Annotated in this window: 18 protein-coding genes; 10 read left to right on the top strand and 8 right to left on the bottom strand. The window is 63.2% G+C overall.

The features are described from left to right. Positions 1-11 precede the first annotated feature (11 nt). From P3T16_RS05735 to P3T16_RS05715, 5 genes are all read left to right on the top strand, one after another. A complete protein-coding gene (locus P3T16_RS05735; protein WP_429341522.1) occupies positions 12-836 on the top strand; it encodes an ABC transporter permease in 825 nt (274 codons plus the stop codon). 20 nt (positions 837-856) lie between these two features. Next, positions 857-1,789, top strand: coding sequence for an ABC transporter permease (locus tag P3T16_RS05730; RefSeq protein ID WP_429341521.1), 933 nt, complete (start codon positions 857-859; stop codon positions 1,787-1,789). Next, on the top strand, positions 1,786-2,826 hold the full coding sequence (locus tag P3T16_RS05725; protein WP_429341520.1) for an ABC transporter ATP-binding protein: 1,041 nt from the start codon (positions 1,786-1,788) through the stop codon (positions 2,824-2,826). The genes P3T16_RS05730 and P3T16_RS05725 overlap by 4 nt, the downstream gene beginning before the upstream one ends. A 52-nt stretch (positions 2,827-2,878) precedes the next feature. Beyond that, entirely contained in the window at positions 2,879-3,706 is an 828-nt protein-coding gene (locus tag P3T16_RS05720) for a phosphodiesterase (RefSeq protein ID WP_429257774.1), read from the top strand. Positions 3,707-3,891: 185 nt separating this feature from the next. Further along, positions 3,892-5,097, top strand: coding sequence for an MFS transporter (locus tag P3T16_RS05715; protein ID WP_429341519.1), 1,206 nt, complete (start codon positions 3,892-3,894; stop codon positions 5,095-5,097). Positions 5,098-5,138: 41 nt separating this feature from the next. On the opposite strand, the gene P3T16_RS05710 is transcribed toward P3T16_RS05715, so the two are convergent. The 3 genes from P3T16_RS05710 to P3T16_RS05700 form a co-directional block, all read right to left on the bottom strand. Further along, the gene (locus P3T16_RS05710; protein WP_429341518.1) at positions 5,139-5,588 is read right to left on the bottom strand and encodes a response regulator; all 450 of its coding nucleotides are present in this window, start codon (positions 5,586-5,588) and stop codon (positions 5,139-5,141) included. 8 nt (positions 5,589-5,596) lie between these two features. Continuing rightward, positions 5,597-6,229: a response regulator gene (locus P3T16_RS05705; protein ID WP_429341517.1), complete on the bottom strand. Its 633-nt coding sequence runs from the start codon at positions 6,227-6,229 to the stop codon at positions 5,597-5,599. A gap of 62 nt (positions 6,230-6,291) precedes the next feature. Next, the gene (locus tag P3T16_RS05700) at positions 6,292-6,453 is read right to left on the bottom strand and encodes a DUF1328 domain-containing protein (RefSeq protein WP_429341516.1); all 162 of its coding nucleotides are present in this window, start codon (positions 6,451-6,453) and stop codon (positions 6,292-6,294) included. Positions 6,454-6,781: 328 nt separating this feature from the next. Between P3T16_RS05700 and P3T16_RS05695 the strand changes: the two genes are divergently transcribed. The 3 genes from P3T16_RS05695 (at position 6,782) to P3T16_RS05685 (ending at position 10,914) form a co-directional block, all read left to right on the top strand. Next, positions 6,782-8,170, top strand: a complete 1,389-nt coding sequence (locus tag P3T16_RS05695; RefSeq protein WP_429341721.1) for a sensor histidine kinase — start codon at positions 6,782-6,784, stop codon at positions 8,168-8,170. A 190-nt stretch (positions 8,171-8,360) separates the two neighbouring features. Beyond that, the gene (locus P3T16_RS05690; protein WP_429257779.1) at positions 8,361-8,498 is read left to right on the top strand and encodes an entericidin A/B family lipoprotein; all 138 of its coding nucleotides are present in this window, start codon (positions 8,361-8,363) and stop codon (positions 8,496-8,498) included. Positions 8,499-8,883: 385 nt separating this feature from the next. Next, the gene (locus P3T16_RS05685) at positions 8,884-10,914 is read left to right on the top strand and encodes an FAD-dependent oxidoreductase (protein WP_429341515.1); all 2,031 of its coding nucleotides are present in this window, start codon (positions 8,884-8,886) and stop codon (positions 10,912-10,914) included. A 79-nt stretch (positions 10,915-10,993) separates the two neighbouring features. Here P3T16_RS05685 and P3T16_RS05680 read toward each other — a convergent pair whose 3' ends face one another. The 5 genes from P3T16_RS05680 to P3T16_RS05660 all read right to left on the bottom strand — a co-directional run bounded on the left by P3T16_RS05680 (position 10,994) and on the right by P3T16_RS05660 (position 14,985). Beyond that, on the bottom strand, positions 10,994-11,911 hold the full coding sequence (locus tag P3T16_RS05680; protein WP_429341514.1) for an EamA family transporter: 918 nt from the start codon (positions 11,909-11,911) through the stop codon (positions 10,994-10,996). 333 nt (positions 11,912-12,244) lie between these two features. Next, positions 12,245-12,505, bottom strand: coding sequence for a pentapeptide MXKDX repeat protein (locus P3T16_RS05675; protein ID WP_429341513.1), 261 nt, complete (start codon positions 12,503-12,505; stop codon positions 12,245-12,247). 105 nt (positions 12,506-12,610) lie between these two features. Beyond that, a complete protein-coding gene (locus P3T16_RS05670; protein ID WP_429341512.1) occupies positions 12,611-13,393 on the bottom strand; it encodes a molybdopterin-dependent oxidoreductase in 783 nt (260 codons plus the stop codon). A gap of 9 nt (positions 13,394-13,402) precedes the next feature. Next, a complete protein-coding gene (locus P3T16_RS05665) occupies positions 13,403-14,041 on the bottom strand; it encodes a cytochrome b/b6 domain-containing protein (RefSeq protein ID WP_429257784.1) in 639 nt (212 codons plus the stop codon). A gap of 71 nt (positions 14,042-14,112) precedes the next feature. Then, positions 14,113-14,985, bottom strand: coding sequence for a DUF1223 domain-containing protein (locus P3T16_RS05660; protein ID WP_429341511.1), 873 nt, complete (start codon positions 14,983-14,985; stop codon positions 14,113-14,115). A 742-nt stretch (positions 14,986-15,727) separates the two neighbouring features. Here P3T16_RS05660 and thiC point away from each other — a divergent pair. Then, positions 15,728-17,659 (top strand): phosphomethylpyrimidine synthase ThiC, encoded by a 1,932-nt coding sequence (gene thiC, locus P3T16_RS05655; protein WP_429341510.1) that lies wholly within the window; start codon positions 15,728-15,730, stop codon positions 17,657-17,659. Between the two features lie 227 nt (positions 17,660-17,886). Further along, positions 17,887-18,099, top strand: a complete 213-nt coding sequence (locus P3T16_RS05650) for a glycine zipper 2TM domain-containing protein (protein ID WP_429341509.1) — start codon at positions 17,887-17,889, stop codon at positions 18,097-18,099. Positions 18,100-18,131 lie beyond the last annotated feature (32 nt).

The raw sequence follows: 18,131 nt of genomic DNA, 5'->3' as shown, positions 1-18,131 counted from the left end.
CAGAACCCGTCATGCACGACATCACTTTTCCGCTGCGCTGGCGCATCGCGCTGCTCGCGCCCGCGCTCGCGGTCTTCATCGCGTTCTGGCTGCTGCCGATCGTTGCGCTGCTGCAGGTCAGCGCTGATGGTCACGCGTTCGAAACGTACCGCATGCTCCTCATCAACGGCCGCTATATGCGCAGCCTCGGCGCGACGGTCACACTGTCCGCTGCAGTCACGCTGACCACGCTCGTGCTGTCGGTGATTTCGGGTCTGCTGCTCGCGCGTCGTGAATTCGCCGGCAAGCGCACGCTGCTTGCGCTGCTGACGTTCCCGCTTGCGTTCCCGGGCGTGGTCGTCGGCTTCATGGTGATCATGCTAGCGGGACGGCAAGGTCTGATCGGCGCGCTCTCGATGAAGCTCACAGGCGACCGCTGGGTCTTTGCCTACTCGATAAGCGGGCTCTTTCTCGGCTACCTGTATTTCTCGATTCCGCGCGTGATCGTGACGGTGATGGCATCCGCGACGAAGCTCGACGCTTCGCTCGAAGAAGCCGCGCGTTCGCTCGGCGCATCGCCCTGGCAGATCATGCGCGATGTCGTTTTGCCTGCACTGTCGCCAGGCTTGATTGCCGCGGGTGCGGTGTGTTTTGCGACCGCGATGGGCGCGTTCGGTACCGCCTTCACGCTCGCCACCGACATCGATGTGCTGCCGATGACCATCTACACCGAGTTCACGCTCAATGCGAACATGGTGACGGCGGCAGGTCTGTCGATCGTGCTCGGCGTCGTGACGTGGCTGGTGCTGGCGCTGGCGCGCAGTGCGACCGGCGCGGCTGTCGCCGCTACCGCGTGATGCAGGAGGATCGGCACGCCATGAACTCCATCACTCAAAACGCCGCGACAGACCCTACGCCCGCTCAAAGGCGCGTTTCAAAGCTTCCTTCCATGCGCACATGGCTCGCCATCGGGCAATGGCTCGTCACACTGCTGCTGTGCGCGTTCCTGATCGTGCCCGTCGTGATGTCGATTGTCGCGGGATTGACGGTCAACTATTTTCAGGGCGTCGCGAGCGGTCTGACGCTACGCTGGCTCGTCGAAGTGTGGACGCAATATCACGCGTCAGTGTTTCTGTCCCTCGAAGTCGCTGCGGCGACGCTGGCGATCACGCTGTTGACCGGCGTCCCTGCAGGCTATGCGCTTGCGCGCAGCAAGACGCGTCTGTCGCGTGTCATCGAAGAATTTCTCGTGCTGCCCGTTGCGTTGCCAGGTCTCGCTTCCGCGCTCGCGCTGCTCGTCGTGTACGGCGGATGGACGATGTTTCGCATGAGCGTCGCGTTTATCGTCGTCGGGCATGTGGTGTTTACGCTGCCGTTCATGGTGCGCGCGGTCTCCGCCGTATGCGCGGGCTCCGATCTGCGCACGCTTGAAGAAGGCGCGGCGAGCCTTGGTGCGACGTTCTTTCAGCGCTTCATCACAATCGTATTGCCGAATGCGAAGCCCGGCATCGTCGCGGGCGCGCTCGCAGTGCTCACGCTGTCAATCGGCGAATTCAACCTCACGTGGATGCTGCATACGCCCGACACGAAAACGCTGCCCGTCGGGCTCGCTGACACGTACGCGTCGCTGCGCATCGAAATCGGCAGTGCGTACACGATCCTGTTCTTCCTGATGACGATGCCGCTTCTCATCGCCATGCAATGGCTCGGCGTCGACGCCACGGGGCAACGTCGTACCGCATCGAAACGCCGCGCACAACGCCTGCCCTCCCCGCCTGCTACACCGATTCGCCCGGACAACACGCCATGAAACTCGCCTCCGTTCCCATCACGTTGAGCCGTTGCTCAAAGACGTTTCGCGATACACGCGTACTCGAACCGCTCGACCTCTCGATCGAAGCGGGTGAAACGCTCGTGTTGCTCGGGCCGTCCGGCTGCGGCAAGACCACGACGCTGCGCATGATCGCCGGCCTCGAAACGCCGGACGCCGGCGGCCGCGTCCTGTTCGGCGACGAGGACGTGACCGCGCTGCCCATCGAACGACGCCAGGTCGGCATGGTGTTCCAGAGCTACGCGCTGTTTCCGAACCTGAACGTGCGCGGCAATATCGGCTACGGCCTGAAAATCCGGCGCGTCGCGGCCCGGACGTTGCGCGATCGCGTCGACGAACTGCTCGCGATGATGCGTCTCACCGATCACGCCGACAAACCCATCGACCAGCTCTCAGGCGGCCAGCGCCAGCGCGTCGCACTGGCCCGCGCGCTCGCGTTGCAGCCGCGCGTCCTGCTGCTCGACGAACCGCTCACTGCTCTCGATGCGCGTCTGCGCGACGCATTGCGCAGCGAGATGAACACGCTGCTGCGCGATCTCGGCGTGACGACGGTCTACGTGACGCATGACCAGGCCGAAGCGATGGAACTCGGTGATCGCATCGTCGTGATGAGCGCGGGGCGCATCGAACAGATCGGCACGCCGCGCGACATCTACTACCGGCCCGCTAACAAGGCGGTCGCCGGGTTCGTCGGCACGATCAACCGGCTTGCAGGAGAATGGCGCGACGGCACGCTGACGACGACCGGCGGCGCCGTGCCAACCTCACGCCCGTATGACGCCGGCATGCGCGAACTGTTTTTCCGCCCCGAAGATGCGTACCTCGCCGATCCTGCGCACGCACAGCTACGCGGCACGATCGAAGGCGCGTCGTTCCTCGGCGAACGTACGCGGCTCACGATTCGCGGCGCCGCGCCGGATGCGCTCATCGTCGATGTCGCCGGACGCGTCGAACTGGCACGCGGTACGCCCGTCGGGCTGTCGATCGCGCAGGATGCGCTGATCGCTCTGCCCTGACGATGCGATACTAGTGTTCAATCGTCTGACCCAACACGCAAGGACATTTCCCATGCTCATCGCCCAGATCAGCGACCTGCACATCAAGAACCCGGGCGTGCTCGCTTACCGCCGCGTCGACACGGCGGCCGCGCTCACGCGTTGCATCGCGCGGCTCAACGCGCTGGTCCCACGCCCGGATGCGGTGCTCATGACGGGCGATCTCGTCGATCAGGGCACGGTCGGGCAGTATCGCCATCTGAAGTCGCTGCTCGCCACACTCGACATTCCGTATTACCTGATGCTCGGCAACCACGACGGGCGCGATGAAGTGCGCGAGGTGTTTCCCGAACGGGCAGAACTCTTTGAAGGCGGCGACTTCGTGCAATACGCGCTCGACGTCGGTCCGGTGCGTGTGATCGCGCTCGATTCGCTGCAACCGGGGCAGAGCGCCGGGCAGCTATGCGACGCGCGTCTCACATGGCTCGCCGCGCAACTCGACGCCGCACACGGCAAGCCGGTGATCGTCGCGCTGCATCATCCGCCGTTCGAGTGCGGCATCGGTCACATGGACCGCGTGCGCCTCGATCCGCCTGCCTCCGCGCGTCTCGCGGCGCTGATCGCGCGACATCCGAATGTCGAACGCGTGATCTGCGGCCACGTACATCGCCCGATGTTCGTGCGCTTCGGCGGCACGATTGCATCGGCTGTGCCCGCGCCCGCGCATCAGGTCGCGCTCGATCTGCGTGACGATGCGCCGTCCGCCTTCATGATGGAACCGCCCGCTTTCGCGCTGCATCGCTACGAACCGGCCACTGGCATCGTCACGCATCACGCGTATGTCGATGCCGCCGATGGTCCGTATCCGTTCTATGAGCCGGAGGGCGCGTTGATCGACTGAACGTACAGGGGAGGCCGTGCGCCCCCCGGTGCGAAAGCGCGCCCAGCAAGGTATGGCGCGCTCCGGTATGATCGGCACGCTCAGGGGCGCGGTTCTGATTCACTGTCCGACCCGCTGCCCGACCCTGTCCGAGCCGCGGAATGATCTGCTGTCTGCGCTCATACCGTTCGCCGCTGCGTACTCCCATGTCCACACCTGATCCAGGCGCCACCGCCCCGTCCCCTGCTTCGCTGCGCAGCCTGCTGTTGCTGCTCGCGACGATCGCCGGCGTCGCGGTGGCCAACATCTACTACAACCAGCCGCTGCTCGACGATTTCCGTCGATCGTTTCCGCACAGCGCGTCGTGGATCGGCGCGGTGCCGGCCGTCACGCAGCTCGGCTACGCGGTCGGGATGCTGTTGCTCGCGCCGCTCGGCGACCGTTTCGACCGGCGTCTCCTGATCCTGCTGCAGACGGCCGGCATGTGCGTCTCGCTGCTCGTGGCCGCCACCGCGCCGACCCTCGTGGTGCTGATCGTCGCGAGTCTGGCGATCGGTGTGCTCGCAACGATCGCGCAGCAGGCCGTGCCGTTCGCCGCGGAACTCGCGCCGCCGTCCGCTCGTGGACACGCCGTCGGCACCGTGATGAGCGGCCTCCTGCTCGGCATCCTGCTCGCGCGGACGGCCGCCGGCTTTATCGCCGAATACCTCGGCTGGCGCGCGGTGTTCTTCGCTTCGATCGTTGCGCTGCTCGGACTCGCGGTTGTGATCGTGATGCGTCTGCCGCACAGCAAACCCACATCGACGCTTGGCTACGGCAAGCTGCTTGTGTCGATGTGGCATCTGACGGTCGAGCATCGCGGACTGCGCGAAGCATCGCTTACCGGCGCGGCGCTCTTTGCCGCGTTCAGCATCTTCTGGTCAGTGCTATCGCTGCTGCTCGCGGGGCCGCCATTTCATCTGGGACCGCAGGCGGCCGGACTCTTCGGCATCGTCGGCGCGGCGGGCGCGCTGGCCGCGCCGCTTGCCGGCAAATTCTCCGACCGGCGCGGACCCCGCTCGATCATCTCGCTCGCGATCGGACTGGTCGCGGTATCGTTTGTGATTTTCGGCGTATCGGGTGCGAGTATCGCCGGGCTGGTCGCCGGCGTGATCGTGCTCGATGTCGGCGTGCAGGCTGCGCAGATTTCGAACCAGTCTCGCATCTACGCGTTGAAGCCGGAAGCACGCAGTCGCGTGAATACCGTCTACATGGTGTGCTATTTCATCGGCGGTGCTGCAGGCTCCGCGGTGGGCGCTGTCGCCTGGCACGCGTTCGGATGGATTGGCGTATCCGTTGCAGGGTTACTGTGCGCGGGGCTCGCGGCATGGAATCATGCGCGTGGACGTCCGGCCGCGGTGACAGCTTCCTGAAGCCGCCCCGCACATGCGAGACGGTGATTGCCAGACGAAAATCAGGTGGGCCCGGTGCCACGCGTCCGCGCATAGTCGTGCAGTGCGTCGATCACACGATCGAACTCGAACGACTTGTCGTAGAAGTGCCGCACGCCGTATTGCTCGCAGCGCGCGCGATAGGCAGGCAAGGCGTGGTTCGTCAGCACAGCGGCGAAGGTGGTGTGGATCAATCCCTCGCGTTGCAGATAGGCCAGCACTGGCACGCCTGAGCCATGCTTGAGCTGCAGATCGACGATCACGGCGTCGAACTGATCGTCGGTGAGTAGTGCGATAGCCTCGTCGGCGGTATCGGCGTACGCGGCCACCTGAAGCGTCCCAGAGGCATCGATTGCTTCGACCAGACTGCGCCGGATCAGTGCCGAATCCTCGATCAGCAGCACGCGTAGCGGCGCGTTGCGGGGTTCGTCGGAAAGGGGTTCGGTTTCGCGGCTCATTGGACTCGTTGCCATTGCGTGTCTTACTCGATCAGGCCGTTCTTGATCGCGTAATACGTCAGATCCGCGTTGTTCGCGAGATGCATTTTCTCCAGCACGCGCGCGCGATAGGTGCTGACCGTCTTGACCGAGAGATGCAGTTCTTCGGCAATATCGGTGGGATTCTGCCCTGCCGCAAGCTTGCAGAAAATCTGGAATTCCCGTTCCGACAGCTGCTCGTGCGGCTGGCCCGCGGTCGGCCTGTCGAGCTTGTTGGCGAGCGTATCGGCCACCGTCTCCGATAAATAACGATGTCCACGCGCCACCGCGCGGATCGCCCGGACAATCTCTTCGGGCTCGCAGTCCTTGTTCAGATAACCGTTGGCGCCCGCGCGCAGCAGATTGATCGCGTACTGGCTCTCCGGATAGCCGGAGAGAATCAGCACGCCCTGCTCCGGGCGCACCTGCTTGATGACGCGCAGCGTATCGATGCCGTTCTTGTCGGGCATCGCGATGTCGAGCAACACCACGTCGAAGGCCTGCTCGCGGACGTGACTGATCGCTTCATCGCCGGTGGATGCTTCCGCCGCGACACACATGTCCGGCTCATCGGCGACAAACTGTCTGAATCCGCCTCGTACGATTGCGTGATCGTCCGCTATCAAGACTCGAATCATCGGTTCCCATCCGTGCTGGGGTGGCCTGTCCAGAACACCTGTGTTATGGGCCCATGTCGCCGCTACGTTCGAAACACGCCGAGCAACAGCGTGACGACGAAGACGACCAGAAAAATATAGAACAGAATCCTGGCGATTTCTGCTGCGCCAGCCGCAATGCCGGTAAAACCGAACACGGCGGCGATGATCGCTATGACGAAAAATACGAGTGCATAGTGAAGCATGGCAATTCTCCCTGTGACTGCTGGTCTTTGTTAGAAAAGCGGGCTGCAGAACAGTCTCCTCCGGATTAAGACTGGACTGACTCTCATCGTAGAGATGCGCGTCGGCGTTGACACTCCGGTGCGCGCCGTTTTTCGTGTGAGAATCCGCTTACACGCGATTACGGGAGCTTTACTTGCGCGCTCCTCTCCTCCGCCTCTGTGTTGCAGCTGCATGGGGAGAAGGCGCGACGCGCGGCAACCGCTACACTGACGCGTCAATTCAGGAGCGATCTTGGACACAGCGGCGAGATTCAACGACTGGGTACGCAACCGCAGCTGGGCGATTGCGATGACGGTAGCAATCGTCATCACGGTCGGCGGGCTGGTGATTCTCGAAACTGGACGTCAGCGCATCGCGGGCGAATACGAAACCGCGCTCGAAGCGAAAAGCGCGACCGTGCAGCTAGGCGCGCTCGCCGCGCAGCTTGCGCAGCTTACCGCCGACGAAAGCACGTTCCTGCTGACGAAGCGGGAGTTATGGTCGAGCGGCTACTGCACGACCGCCGCGCACATTCGTCAGACCTCACAGCAACTCGACACCTACTTCCGTCGCGAGGCCGATAGCGCGGAGCAGACGAGCTTCAGCCAGATCGCGCTGCTAATCGAGGCGCGCATGGGCGCGGGCCGCGATGCGCTGCAACATGCGGCGCCCGATGCCGATCTGTCGCACTGCCCGGTCACCGCAGAAGCACGCCCGGTCGATGCGGCACTGGTCGAAAGCACCCTCGCCTTGCTGCGCGACAACGAAGAGCGCCGCGCGCAGCACGCGCTCGATGCAAGCCGCGCCGACCAGCGCATCTCGACGTTCATCGCGGGCGGCCTGTCGGCGCTGAATATCGTGCTGTTCATCCTGCTGTTCCGCAATCTGGGCATCCAGTTCGAACGGCAGGCGCGCGTCCAGCGTCAACTGGTCACGCAGCAGGAAGAACTCGACCAGCTCGTGATCGAGCGCACACGTCAGCTCGAAGCACTCGGCTGGCATTTGCAGGCCGTCAGCGAAAACGAGAAAACCCAGCTCGCGCGCGAACTGCACGACGAACTGGGTGCGATCCTCACGGCGAGCAAGATGGATGTCGCGTGGGCGAACCGCAAGCTGAAGGACAGCGAGCCTGCGATCTCCGAAAAGCTCACACGCGCGCTCGCCAATCTGGATCAGGGTATTGCGCTCAAGCGCCGCATCATCGAAGACATGCGGCCGACGGTGCTGGCCAATTTCGGGCTCGTCACCGCGCTGCGCACGCTCGCCGGCGAAGCCGCGCAGCGCAACGGCTGGGTGCTCGACCAGCAGTTGCCCGATGACGATATCAAGCTCGATGAACAGATCGAGATCGCGCTCTTTCGCGTCGCGCAGGAATCGCTGACGAATGCGGCGAAATACGCGAACGCGTCGCGCGTGTCGATCGGCCTGACGGTTTTAGCGGACCAGGTGGCTTTGCATATCGCCGACAACGGCATCGGCATCACGCCGGCCGATCTGAAGCGTACGCATACGCACGGCCTGCTTGGCATGCGCCAGCGGGTCGCCGCGCGCGGTGGGCACTTCGATATCCGGCGCGGCACGGCCGGCGGCACTGACATCCGCGTCACGATGCCAACGGCCATCACGCTCACGCCTGCCGCCGACGCACTGCCGCCCGCCTCGACACCCGACGCTTCAACACCCGGCATCTCCACGTAGGACTCCGCTGACGCGAACACCGGATTGCGCCTACAGGAAAATCGCAAGCGCACCGACAGCGTCGGCCCGCCCCTTTTTTTAACATGCAATCAGACCGGATCGGCTTGCTTTATCGCCCGGTCGGACGATAGATAGCGCGCGTCGAACCACACGACGCGTTTGTCGATGCCACTTCATAAGGGGAACACTCATGACTCGACTGATCGCTTTGCTTCTGCTCGCAGGTTCCGCGATGCTGGCCACCGGCTGCAATACCGTTGCGGGCGCGGGCGAAGACATCTCCAAGGGCGGCAACGCCATTTCGAACTCAGCGGAAAAGGCCAAATAATCCCGCTGCAGGCGCACTCCTTCGGGAGCGCCCAAAGCAAAACGGCGATCCACTTTCGTGGATCACCGTCGCGCCCTCCCCCTGCCATGCCACCTGCGTTATTCCTGTTCCGGACACTTACAGACCTACAGACCGGTGAGACTGTCGTTCAGCTCGATTGCGGGCGTGGTCGTGTTGCCACCTTGCGCGACGAGCGTCCGCGTCGTTCGGACGACCCCATCGAGCAATCGCTGTGCCACGGCCCGTGAACAAGTGGACAACGCAACGAAACACTCGCGATTCAATGCTTTCGCGAGCGTAGAATTTTTCTTCGACAGTTTTGCGGCACTGCACACGCCGCACCGTGTATCGTTCGTCGGCATCCCGACTTTACAAGCGACCCTGCATGTCTTACCGCCATCTGCTCGCCCCGCTCGACCTCGGCTTCACAACGCTGCGTAATCGCGTCGTGATGGGCTCCATGCATACCGGTATGGAGGATCGCTTCTGGAACTACACAAAGCTGGCCGCGTACTTTCGTGAGCGGGCAAAGGGCGGCGTCGGTCTCATCATTACCGGGGGCATCTCACCGAATCGCGAAGGCTGGCTGTTGCCGTTCGGCGGCACGCTCAACTCGGTCTTTGATCTGCACAATCACCGCAAACTGACTGAAGCAGTCCATGCGGAAGGCGGCAAGATCGCGCTGCAGATCCTGCATGCGGGGCGCTACGGTTATCAGCCGTTCGTTGTGTCGGCATCGGCCTTGAAATCGCCGATTTCAAAATTCAAGCCACGCGCACTCACCGAAGCGGGCATTGCAGGAACGGTCCGCGCGTATGCGCGTTGCGCGCGGCTCGCGCAGCGCGCGGGCTATGACGGCATCGAGATCATGGGCAGCGAAGGCTATCTGCTCAACCAGTTCCTCTGCCCTCGCACCAACCAGCGCACGGACCGCTACGGCGGCAGCATCGAGAACCGCATGCGGTTAGCACGCGAGATCGTCGAACGCGTGCGCGAAGCCTGTGGTGAACAGTTCATCGTGGTGTACCGGTTGTCGCTGATCGATCTGGTCGAAGGCGGCAATACGTGGGAAGAAACCGTGCAGGTCGCAGAGGCGCTCGAAGCCGCCGGCGTATCGATGTTCAATACCGGCATCGGCTGGCACGAAGCGCGTGTGCCGACCATCGTGACTTCGGTGCCGCGCGCGGCATTCGCGCCTTTGAGCGCGCGTCTGAAGGCAGCGGTGCGTGTGCCGGTCATCGTGTCGAACCGGATCAATACGCCTGAAGTGGCAGAAAGTCTGCTCGCCGAAGGCGCAGGTGATCTGGTTTCGATGGCGCGGCCGCTGCTCGCCGATCCCGAATTCGTCGTGAAGACGGCCGAAGGTCGCACGCACGAAATCAACACCTGCATCGCGTGCAATCAGGCGTGCCTCGATCACACGTTCCAGAACCGGCGCGCGACATGTCTTGTGAATCCGCGCGCGGGACGCGAAACCGAACTCGTCTACCGGCCGCTCGCGGCCGCTGAGCGAGCGCGTTCGGTGGCGGTGATCGGCGCGGGTCCGTCAGGTCTGTCGGCGGCGACGGTCGCCGCTTCGCGTGGTCATCGCGTGACGCTGTTCGATGCGGGCGCAACCATCGGCGGCCAGTTCAATCTGGCCATGCGCATTCCCGGCAAGGAAGAATTCGCCGAGACAATCCGCTATTTCCAGAGCCAGCTCGAACGGCATCAGGTTGACGTGCGGCTGGATACACGTGTCGATGCACGGCTGCTCTCGGCATCGCGCTATGACGACGTAATTCTCGCGACGGGTATCGCGCCACGTCGGCCCGCTATTCCGGGCATCGATGGCGCGAATGTGCTTTCGTACGTCGATGTATTGCGCGGCGCGCCGGTAGGCCACAGCGTCGCGGTGATCGGCGCGGGCGGTATCGGCTTCGACGTCAGCGAGTTTCTGCTGCATCGTACCGGCGAACCGCTGCCGCAGACACGCGACGCGTGGCTCGACGAATGGGGCGTCGATCTTGAGGTAAGCGGACGCGGCGGTTTGAAGCCAGTGGAAGCCACAACACCGCCGCGCGACATCTGGTTGCTGCAGCGCAAGACGGGCAAACCCGGCGCGGGTCTCGGCAAGACGTCTGGCTGGGTGCATCGCGCAACGCTGATCCGCAACGGCGTGCGGATGCTCGATGGCGTGTCGTATCTGGAGATCGGCCCGCGCGGCATCCGCATCGCGCGCAACGGCGAGGAACAGTGGCTGGAGGTCGAGACAATCGTCGTTTGCGCGGGGCAGGAATCGATGCGCGATCTGTACCCCGCTGCGCCGGCCGCCGATGGCCCGCGCTATCACGTGATCGGCGGTGCAGCGCTCGCCACCGAACTCGATGCTAAGCGCGCGATTCGAGAAGGCGCGGAACTCGCCGCGCGGCTTTAGTTTCTGGTTGTTACACATCCGCTAACGAACGCCCGCCGTTAACTTCGCGCCATTGCAGCCTGCGAACCCAGCGGCTGGTTCAAACAGCCGCACGCCGCCGGGAATCGAACCAGAACGACAGGCCGACGCTCGCGAGAATCACCACGGTCGCAATCACGGTCGAACGCGTTACGGGCTCGCCGAGCAGCAGCGCACCGAGCGCGACCGCGACAACCGGATTCACATACATGCAACTGCTCGCGATGATCGGGCTCGTGTGACGGATCAGATAGCCGTATGCGACGTACGCAGCCATCGTGCCGACCAGCATCAGGTACAGAAACGCGACCACCGGCAGGAAGTGCACGTCGAGCATCCGCTCACCCGACGCCCACGCGACGATCGTCGACATCGCGCCGCCGAGGCCGATCTGCAGCGAAGTCGACAGAAACAGGTCGGACGGCAGTTTCAACCGGCCGGCCAGATGCGCGCCGCCCGCCCAGAAAAGCGCGCCGCACAGAATCGCGAGACTGCCGCCCGCGGAACCTGGCGTTGAGTCGCCGTGGCTGAGTATCGCGATACCGACAAGGCCGAGGCCGATCGCGAACCACTCGCCACGGCCGATCTTGCGGCCCGCTATGGCCGCGATGACCGTCGCGAACAGGGGCACCGTGGCCACCATGACGGCGGCCGTGCCGGTGCCGACGGTGCGCATCCCGAAGGCCAGCATCCCGCTCGACAGGCCGACGAGCATCGTGCCCACCAGCCCGGCATGGCGGACTTCCGCAGCGGTCGGCCGGACGGGCTGGCGTCGGACCGCGAAGACAAAGAGGCCAATGCCCGCGAACAGGTTCCGCAGGCCCGACAGCAACAGCGGCGGAAACGACCCCAGCGCGACGTGCACCGCCAGGTAGGTCGAGCCCCACACGATATAGACGACGGTCAGCGCAAGCGCGATCCGTCCTTGAGATGAATGGGGTGCGCGAAACGGGAAAGCGTCAGGAAACTGGAACGACATGCGCTCAACCCGCCCGCACCGTTGAGGGTGCCGCATGCCATTCGGAAAGAATGAGGCGCAATGGCGTGCGTCGCACTGTGGATGCGGATTGGCGGGCGAAACAGGACGGCATGGCAGTAGAACAACGAAAAACGTTTGCTTGCGGAAAATGAGGCGATTTCGCGCGGGTTACGCGCGCATCGGCAGCATTATGCAATACCGCAAGCCGTTCTCGTTGAAAGCAAACGTAAATTATCGATACGGCAAATGAAAAGGCCGGGCTCACGTGAACCCGGCCTTTCTCACGTCGATACCGCAGATACCTGCGGCTATCGCAGAAACCATAGGTGCCAATCAGTTGGCCATCGCGCCCGAGGCTTCATGCTTCATGCCAGTCGAGCCGCTGCCCTTCTTCATCTTGCTGTGGCTCATTTTGTCTTTCGACATGGAATCCTTGGACATCGAGTCTTTCGACATTGAATCCTTGGACATCGAGTCGTGCGACATTGCGCCGTTGGACATCGCGCCGCTTGCTTCCTGCGCGAATGCCGGTGTGCCGCCAGCGAGGAACATCACTGCCAATGCCGCGATTGCTGCGATTGCGGGTTTTTTCATGGGATTACTCCGTTTTGTTATCTAACGATGAACCGGCCTGTGCCGGGTATTTCCGAAGCTTCTGCCGTCCGGGGTCATGCTTTCGGCATATTTGACCCGCGCGCGTCAGGAGCCTCCGAACCAGTTGTAGCCCTGATTGACCCAGTAACCGCCAGGGTACGTATTCGTGACGAACATCTCCACGATGTGCTTCGGATTCTTGTAGCCAAGCTTGGTCGGCATACGCAGCTTCATCGGGAAACCGTATTTCGGCGGCAGGCGCTCGCCGTCGTATTCGAACGTGAGCAGCGTCTGCGGATGGAGCGCCGTGGGCATGTCGATACTTTCGAAGTAGTCGTCCGCGCATTTGAAGCCGACATATTTCGCGGACGTGTCCGCGCCCACACGTCGCAGGAAATCGCCGAACGGCGTGCCGCCCCAGCGGCCGATCGCGCTCCAGCCTTCCACGCAGATGTGTCGCGTGATCTGCTCGGCGTGCGGCAGTGCGTAGAGTTCAGGCAGCGTCCACGTCTTCTTTCCGGTGATGAGGCCGCTTAGCTGGAGCTTGTAGTCGGAGGCGTCGACTTCGGGCACCTCGTCGATGCCGTAGAACGCGTTGAACGGAAACGGTCGCGTGAGCTGCGCTTCGGTGTAGGTCGGGGCCAGCTGGTTCGGATCGAAGATGAAGGCCTGGGCGCGATCGTTCAGTCGCGAGACAGCGGTGAGGAACGTGTTCACCGAATCGTTGTCCGTGAGCGAACAGCCGGTGAGCATCGTAAGGCCGCCGAGTGTCAGCAGACGTTTGCCGAAGAGCCGCCGTGACGGCATCGCGAGTTCGCGGCGGGCGTCGATCAGGATCGACTCGCGGTCGAGTTTCATCGCGGGTTTGCGTTCTGGTTTCGTGGTCATGGAATTCTCCTAACGGCCGCGCAACATCGCGAGCAGCGAGCGCGGCACCAGCGCGACCATCACGACGTGCACGACGATAAACGCCGCCATCAACGACATCGCGGTGAAGTGGACGATGCGTGCCGTGTCATAGCCGCCCATCACTTCGCGCAGCAACGGGAACTGCACCGACTTCCAGATCGCGAGCCCCGACAGCACGAGCAGGATCAGGTCGCAAATGACAAACAGGTACGCAAATTTCTGCACGGCGTTGTACTGACGCAGATCCGCGTGCGAGAGCTTGCCCGTCAGCGCGGCGACGAAATCGCTCAGGATCGCGCGTGGCGAGAGCGGCAAAAACTTGCGCCAGAAACGTCCGCTCACGAGGTTGAGCGCGAGGTACAGCAGGCCGTTGAACACCAGCAGCCACATCGCGGCGAAATGCCATTGCAGCGCGCCGCCGAGCCAGCCGCCGAGCGTCAGCGACGGCGGGAACATGAAGCCCTTGAAAATCGGCGATGCATCATAGATCCGCCAGCCCGACAGCATCATGATGATTGCCGCGAGCGCGTTGAGCCAGTGGGTGATGCGCACCCAGACCGGATGAATCGCGCCAGCCGCGGGTGCCGGCGGCGGCGCGGTGTTGACGTGAAGACGGGACGTGTTCATCGAACGCTCCTTGGGTTCCGCTATCCAGCTATTCAGCCATTCAGTTGTTCAGCGACGCGTTGTTCGACGGCTCAGCGGCAGGCGGCGAGATCGGCCACCTGCAGCACATCGCCGGTCGTTGCATTCTCAACGAAGGCGACGACACCGAACCGCTCCGCGGATGTGGACGTCGACGCGCCAGCGTTGGCATTGCTATCAAAAGCGCTCAACGCGACATCCTGATGAATCCGCGCGTTGCCGGCGACGAGCGGCACCGGTCCGATCCATTGCCGCACGACCCGCTCGTGATGCAGCGTTGCGCCATTGTTTTCGCCCGCTCGCACCTGCGAGGTCAGATCGTTTTCGTAAACTGCCACGTAGGCGTTCAAATTCTCGCTACCTGCAGCGCGCGCCGTGAATCGGGCGTTGACGTCGAGCGCGTCTGCCGTGCCGGATCCACGCGGCGCGAGTTCGATTGCGACGTCGGCCTGCGCGGGCTCGGCTGTGACCTTCTGGACACGGCCGTCGAAACTGTCGCGCTGCGACCAGCTACGCAGTTCGCGTCCCGAGACGAACACTTCGGGCGTGTAGATCGTATGGCCGCCTGCGCGGTCGGCCAGGCTTTGCTGCCGCTCGGTAAAGCGATGTTGCGAAAAGCGGTCCATCCAGCCGAGGCTGTTCCAGTAATCGACGTGCAGTGCGAGCGGCACGACGCTGTCCGGCACGCCACTGCCCTTCCACTGGCCGAGCCAGCGGTCGGCCGGCGGGCAGCTGTTGCAGCCTTCGCTGCTATACAACTCGACGAGTGCGACGCGATGGGCCGGGCTGTGCGCGGTGCACATCGACGTGGCCGCCTGCGCGACACCGCTCGTCGCCAGCGCGACGGCCAGCGCGAAACCGCGAAGGGTGCGCGTGTGTCGTACCGGTTCGCGTGGCGTCGATGACCGGCGTGATTGCGTTTGCATGGCAGGCTCCATCTGGAAATCTGCACGTTTGTCGCGGCACGTTCGCGGTTATGACAGCGCGCCTGAATTTTTTTTCGATGTGCGAGCGAGGGGAAAGGCGCGGCCGTCCGGGCGAAAAAGCGGCATGCGCGGCGCCGGAACGGGCTTCTACGAACCTGCCTGCGAGGCAGCCACGCCACTCACGCCGCGTGAGGTCGGGCCACAGCGGGCCATGGAAGATCAGACGGTGGCCAAACGAGGATCGGGCGGATCTCTTCCTCAATGCTAGCGCATCGCCTGGGGACCTGGCGGTCTGGCGCCAGATTTCTTACGAAAAGGTTACCGCGCATCCCACGCGCCGGCGCGATGCGATCAACCGCCCGTCAGGTTCCGAAGACAGCCTGAAACCCGAAGCATCAGACGATTCGACGCTGACAGCCCGACGCTGCTCAATGAACCGTTTTTTTTCGCGACGGGTTGCCAGGCGCCTGAAACCCGGTGTATCGTGTGCGCTGCTAACGCGGGGGTCCTGCGTGGCGCATCGAACGATGGTCGGTGTGCTTCGCGGGTGAGAAATACCCTTTGAACCTGATCTGGATAATGCCAGCGCAGGGAAGCGTACGGATTTCGCCGCCTCACCTGCTTCACGCCACACCGAAATCCGACTCCTTCCGTCTCGTCTCCTGCCTGGCTTCCTCACATTGCTTTGCATAGAACCAGGGTAAGCGCTCTGCACCCACTCTGGTCGACACAGGAGATTCGCATGAACGCCAATCCGAAGTTTCTTTCTGCCGACGCTCACGTCGATGCCGCTGCTGTCGCGCCGCTGCCGAATTCCCGCAAGGTCTACGTGACCGGCTCGCAGCCGGATATCCGTGTACCGATGCGCGAAATCACGCAATCCGACACGCCGGACAGCTTCGGTGGCGAAAAGAATCCGCCGGTCTATGTCTACGACACGTCGGGCCCGTACACCGACCCGGACGCGCAGATCGATATCCGCGCGGGTCTGCCCGCGCTGCGCCAGCGCTGGATCGAAGCACGCGGCGATACGGAAGCGCTCGCGGGTCTCACGAGCGACTACGGCCGCGAACGCGCCGCCGATGCCGCCACCGCCGAGCTGCGCTTCCAGGGACTGCATCGCACGCCGCGTCGCGCGATTGCCGGCAAGAACGTGTCGCAGATGCACTACGCCCGTAAGGGCATCATCACGCCGGAGATGGAATACATCGCGATCCGCGAGAACCAGCGCCGCGCCGAGTATCTGGAAAGCCTGCGCACCAGCGGCCCGAACGGCGAAAAGCTCGCCGCGATGATGGGCCGTCAGCATCCGGGCCAGGCGTTCGGCGCAAGCGCGTTCGGTCCGGACGCACTGAAGGCGATCACGCCGGAGTTTGTGCGCGAGGAAGTCGCGCGTGGCCGCGCGATCATCCCGAACAACATCAATCACCCGGAAAGCGAACCGATGATCATCGGCCGCAACTTCCTTGTGAAGGTGAACGCGAACATCGGCAACTCGGCGGTCACGTCTTCGATCGGCGAGGAAGTCGACAAGATGACGTGGGCGATCCGCTGGGGCGGCGACACGGTGATGGATCTGTCGACCGGCAAGCACATTCACGAAACGCGCGAGTGGATCATCCGCAACAGCCCGGTGCCGATCGGCACGGTGCCGATCTATCAGGCGCTGGAGAAGGTCAACGGCCGTGCCGAAGACCTGACGTGGGAAATCTTCCGCGACACGCTCATTGAGCAGGCCGAGCAGGGCGTCGATTACTTCACGATTCACGCGGGCGTGCGTCTGCAATACGTGCCACTGACGGCGAAGCGCATGACCGGCATCGTGTCGCGCGGCGGCTCGATCATGGCGAAGTGGTGCCTCGCTCACCACAAGGAAAGCTTCCTGTATGAGCATTTCGAAGACATCTGCGAAATCATGAAGGCGTACGACGTTGCGTTCTCGCTCGGCGACGGATTGCGTCCCGGCTCGATCTACGATGCCAACGACGAAGCCCAGCTCGGCGAACTGAAGACGCTCGGCGAACTCACGCAGATCGCGTGGAAGCACGACGTGCAGACGATGATCGAAGGCCCGGGCCACGTGCCGATGCAGCTGATCAAGGAGAACATGGACCTGCAACTGGAATGGTGCGACGAAGCACCCTTCTACACCCTCGGACCGTTGACGACCGACATCGCGCCTGGCTACGACCACATCACGTCGGGCATCGGCGCGGCAATGATCGGCTGGTTCGGCACGGCAATGCTCTGCTACGTGACGCCGAAGGAACACCTTGGGCTGCCGAACAAGGACGACGTGAAGACCGGCATCATCACGTACAAGCTCGCCGCGCACGCCGCCGATCTGGCGAAGGGCCACCCGGGCGCGCAGGTACGTGACAATGCGCTGTCGAAGGCGCGCTTCGAGTTCCGCTGGGAAGACCAGTTCAACCTTGGCCTCGATCCGGACAAGGCACGCGAATTCCACGACGAAACGCTGCCGAAGGATTCCGCGAAGGTCGCGCATTTCTGCTCGATGTGCGGACCGCACTTCTGCTCGATGAAGATCACGCAGGACGTGCGCGAATACGCAGCGCAGCAAGGCATCAGCGACGACGAAGCCCTGAAGAAAGGGATGGAAGTGAAGTCGATCGAGTTCATGAAAAAAGGCGCCGAGATCTATCAACGGCAATAACTGCCGGATGCGCCCGTCGCGGCGCACAGGCAGCAGGTAAGGAAGCCCGCTTCGGCGGGCTTCTTTTTTGGGCTGACCAGCAACGATACATTTGATTACGAAACCGACAGACGCCTGACAATCGCACACAACTGAAGACGGGTTCGGGCGATATCCTGAAGTCGTGAGGAGCATCAGGAACGCGGAATGCTTCCCCGTTTCATCATCCAATAAGAGGAGTCGTCATCATGAAAACGGTTCAGCGAATGGGCGCGATTGCAGTCCTTGTGACGGTTGTCGCCAGTCTGTCGGCCTGTGACGGGATGAGCCCACGTACGCGAGACACAGCGATCGGCGCAGGTGTCGGTGGCGCAGCGGGTGCGGTGATCGGCGGCAGCGCGCTGTCGACGCTTGGCGGTGCAGCGGTAGGCGGCGTGATCGGGAATCAGGTCGGCAAGTAACGGACGGATCGACGCGTGTGAATGACGCGGCC

It is taken from the genome of Paraburkholderia sp. GAS42 (assembly GCF_050436565.1).
In the GTDB taxonomy this organism is placed as follows: Bacteria; Pseudomonadota; Gammaproteobacteria; order Burkholderiales; family Burkholderiaceae; genus Paraburkholderia.
The sequence above is the reverse complement of the archived record's forward strand: the minus strand, read 5'-3'. Positions and strand labels throughout refer to the sequence as shown.

Bases quoted from the DNA above. Each gene is read 5' to 3' on its own strand.
- P3T16_RS05735 (WP_429341522.1), top strand. From the start codon at position 12: ATGCACGACATCACTTTTCCGCTGCGCTGGCGCATCGCGCTGCTCGCG.
- P3T16_RS05730 (WP_429341521.1), top strand. From the start codon at position 857: ATGAACTCCATCACTCAAAACGCCGCGACAGACCCTACGCCCGCTCAA.
- P3T16_RS05725 (WP_429341520.1), top strand. From the start codon at position 1,786: ATGAAACTCGCCTCCGTTCCCATCACGTTGAGCCGTTGCTCAAAGACG.
- P3T16_RS05720 (WP_429257774.1), top strand. From the start codon at position 2,879: ATGCTCATCGCCCAGATCAGCGACCTGCACATCAAGAACCCGGGCGTG.
- P3T16_RS05715 (WP_429341519.1), top strand. From the start codon at position 3,892: ATGTCCACACCTGATCCAGGCGCCACCGCCCCGTCCCCTGCTTCGCTG.
- P3T16_RS05710 (WP_429341518.1), bottom strand. From the start codon at position 5,588: ATGGCAACGAGTCCAATGAGCCGCGAAACCGAACCCCTTTCCGACGAA.
- P3T16_RS05705 (WP_429341517.1), bottom strand. From the start codon at position 6,229: ATGATTCGAGTCTTGATAGCGGACGATCACGCAATCGTACGAGGCGGA.
- P3T16_RS05700 (WP_429341516.1), bottom strand. From the start codon at position 6,453: ATGCTTCACTATGCACTCGTATTTTTCGTCATAGCGATCATCGCCGCC.
- P3T16_RS05695 (WP_429341721.1), top strand. From the start codon at position 6,782: ATGACGGTAGCAATCGTCATCACGGTCGGCGGGCTGGTGATTCTCGAA.
- P3T16_RS05690 (WP_429257779.1), top strand. From the start codon at position 8,361: ATGACTCGACTGATCGCTTTGCTTCTGCTCGCAGGTTCCGCGATGCTG.
- P3T16_RS05685 (WP_429341515.1), top strand. From the start codon at position 8,884: ATGTCTTACCGCCATCTGCTCGCCCCGCTCGACCTCGGCTTCACAACG.
- P3T16_RS05680 (WP_429341514.1), bottom strand. From the start codon at position 11,911: ATGTCGTTCCAGTTTCCTGACGCTTTCCCGTTTCGCGCACCCCATTCA.
- P3T16_RS05675 (WP_429341513.1), bottom strand. From the start codon at position 12,505: ATGAAAAAACCCGCAATCGCAGCAATCGCGGCATTGGCAGTGATGTTC.
- P3T16_RS05670 (WP_429341512.1), bottom strand. From the start codon at position 13,393: ATGACCACGAAACCAGAACGCAAACCCGCGATGAAACTCGACCGCGAG.
- P3T16_RS05665 (WP_429257784.1), bottom strand. From the start codon at position 14,041: ATGAACACGTCCCGTCTTCACGTCAACACCGCGCCGCCGCCGGCACCC.
- P3T16_RS05660 (WP_429341511.1), bottom strand. From the start codon at position 14,985: ATGCAAACGCAATCACGCCGGTCATCGACGCCACGCGAACCGGTACGA.
- thiC (WP_429341510.1), top strand. From the start codon at position 15,728: ATGAACGCCAATCCGAAGTTTCTTTCTGCCGACGCTCACGTCGATGCC.
- P3T16_RS05650 (WP_429341509.1), top strand. From the start codon at position 17,887: ATGAAAACGGTTCAGCGAATGGGCGCGATTGCAGTCCTTGTGACGGTT.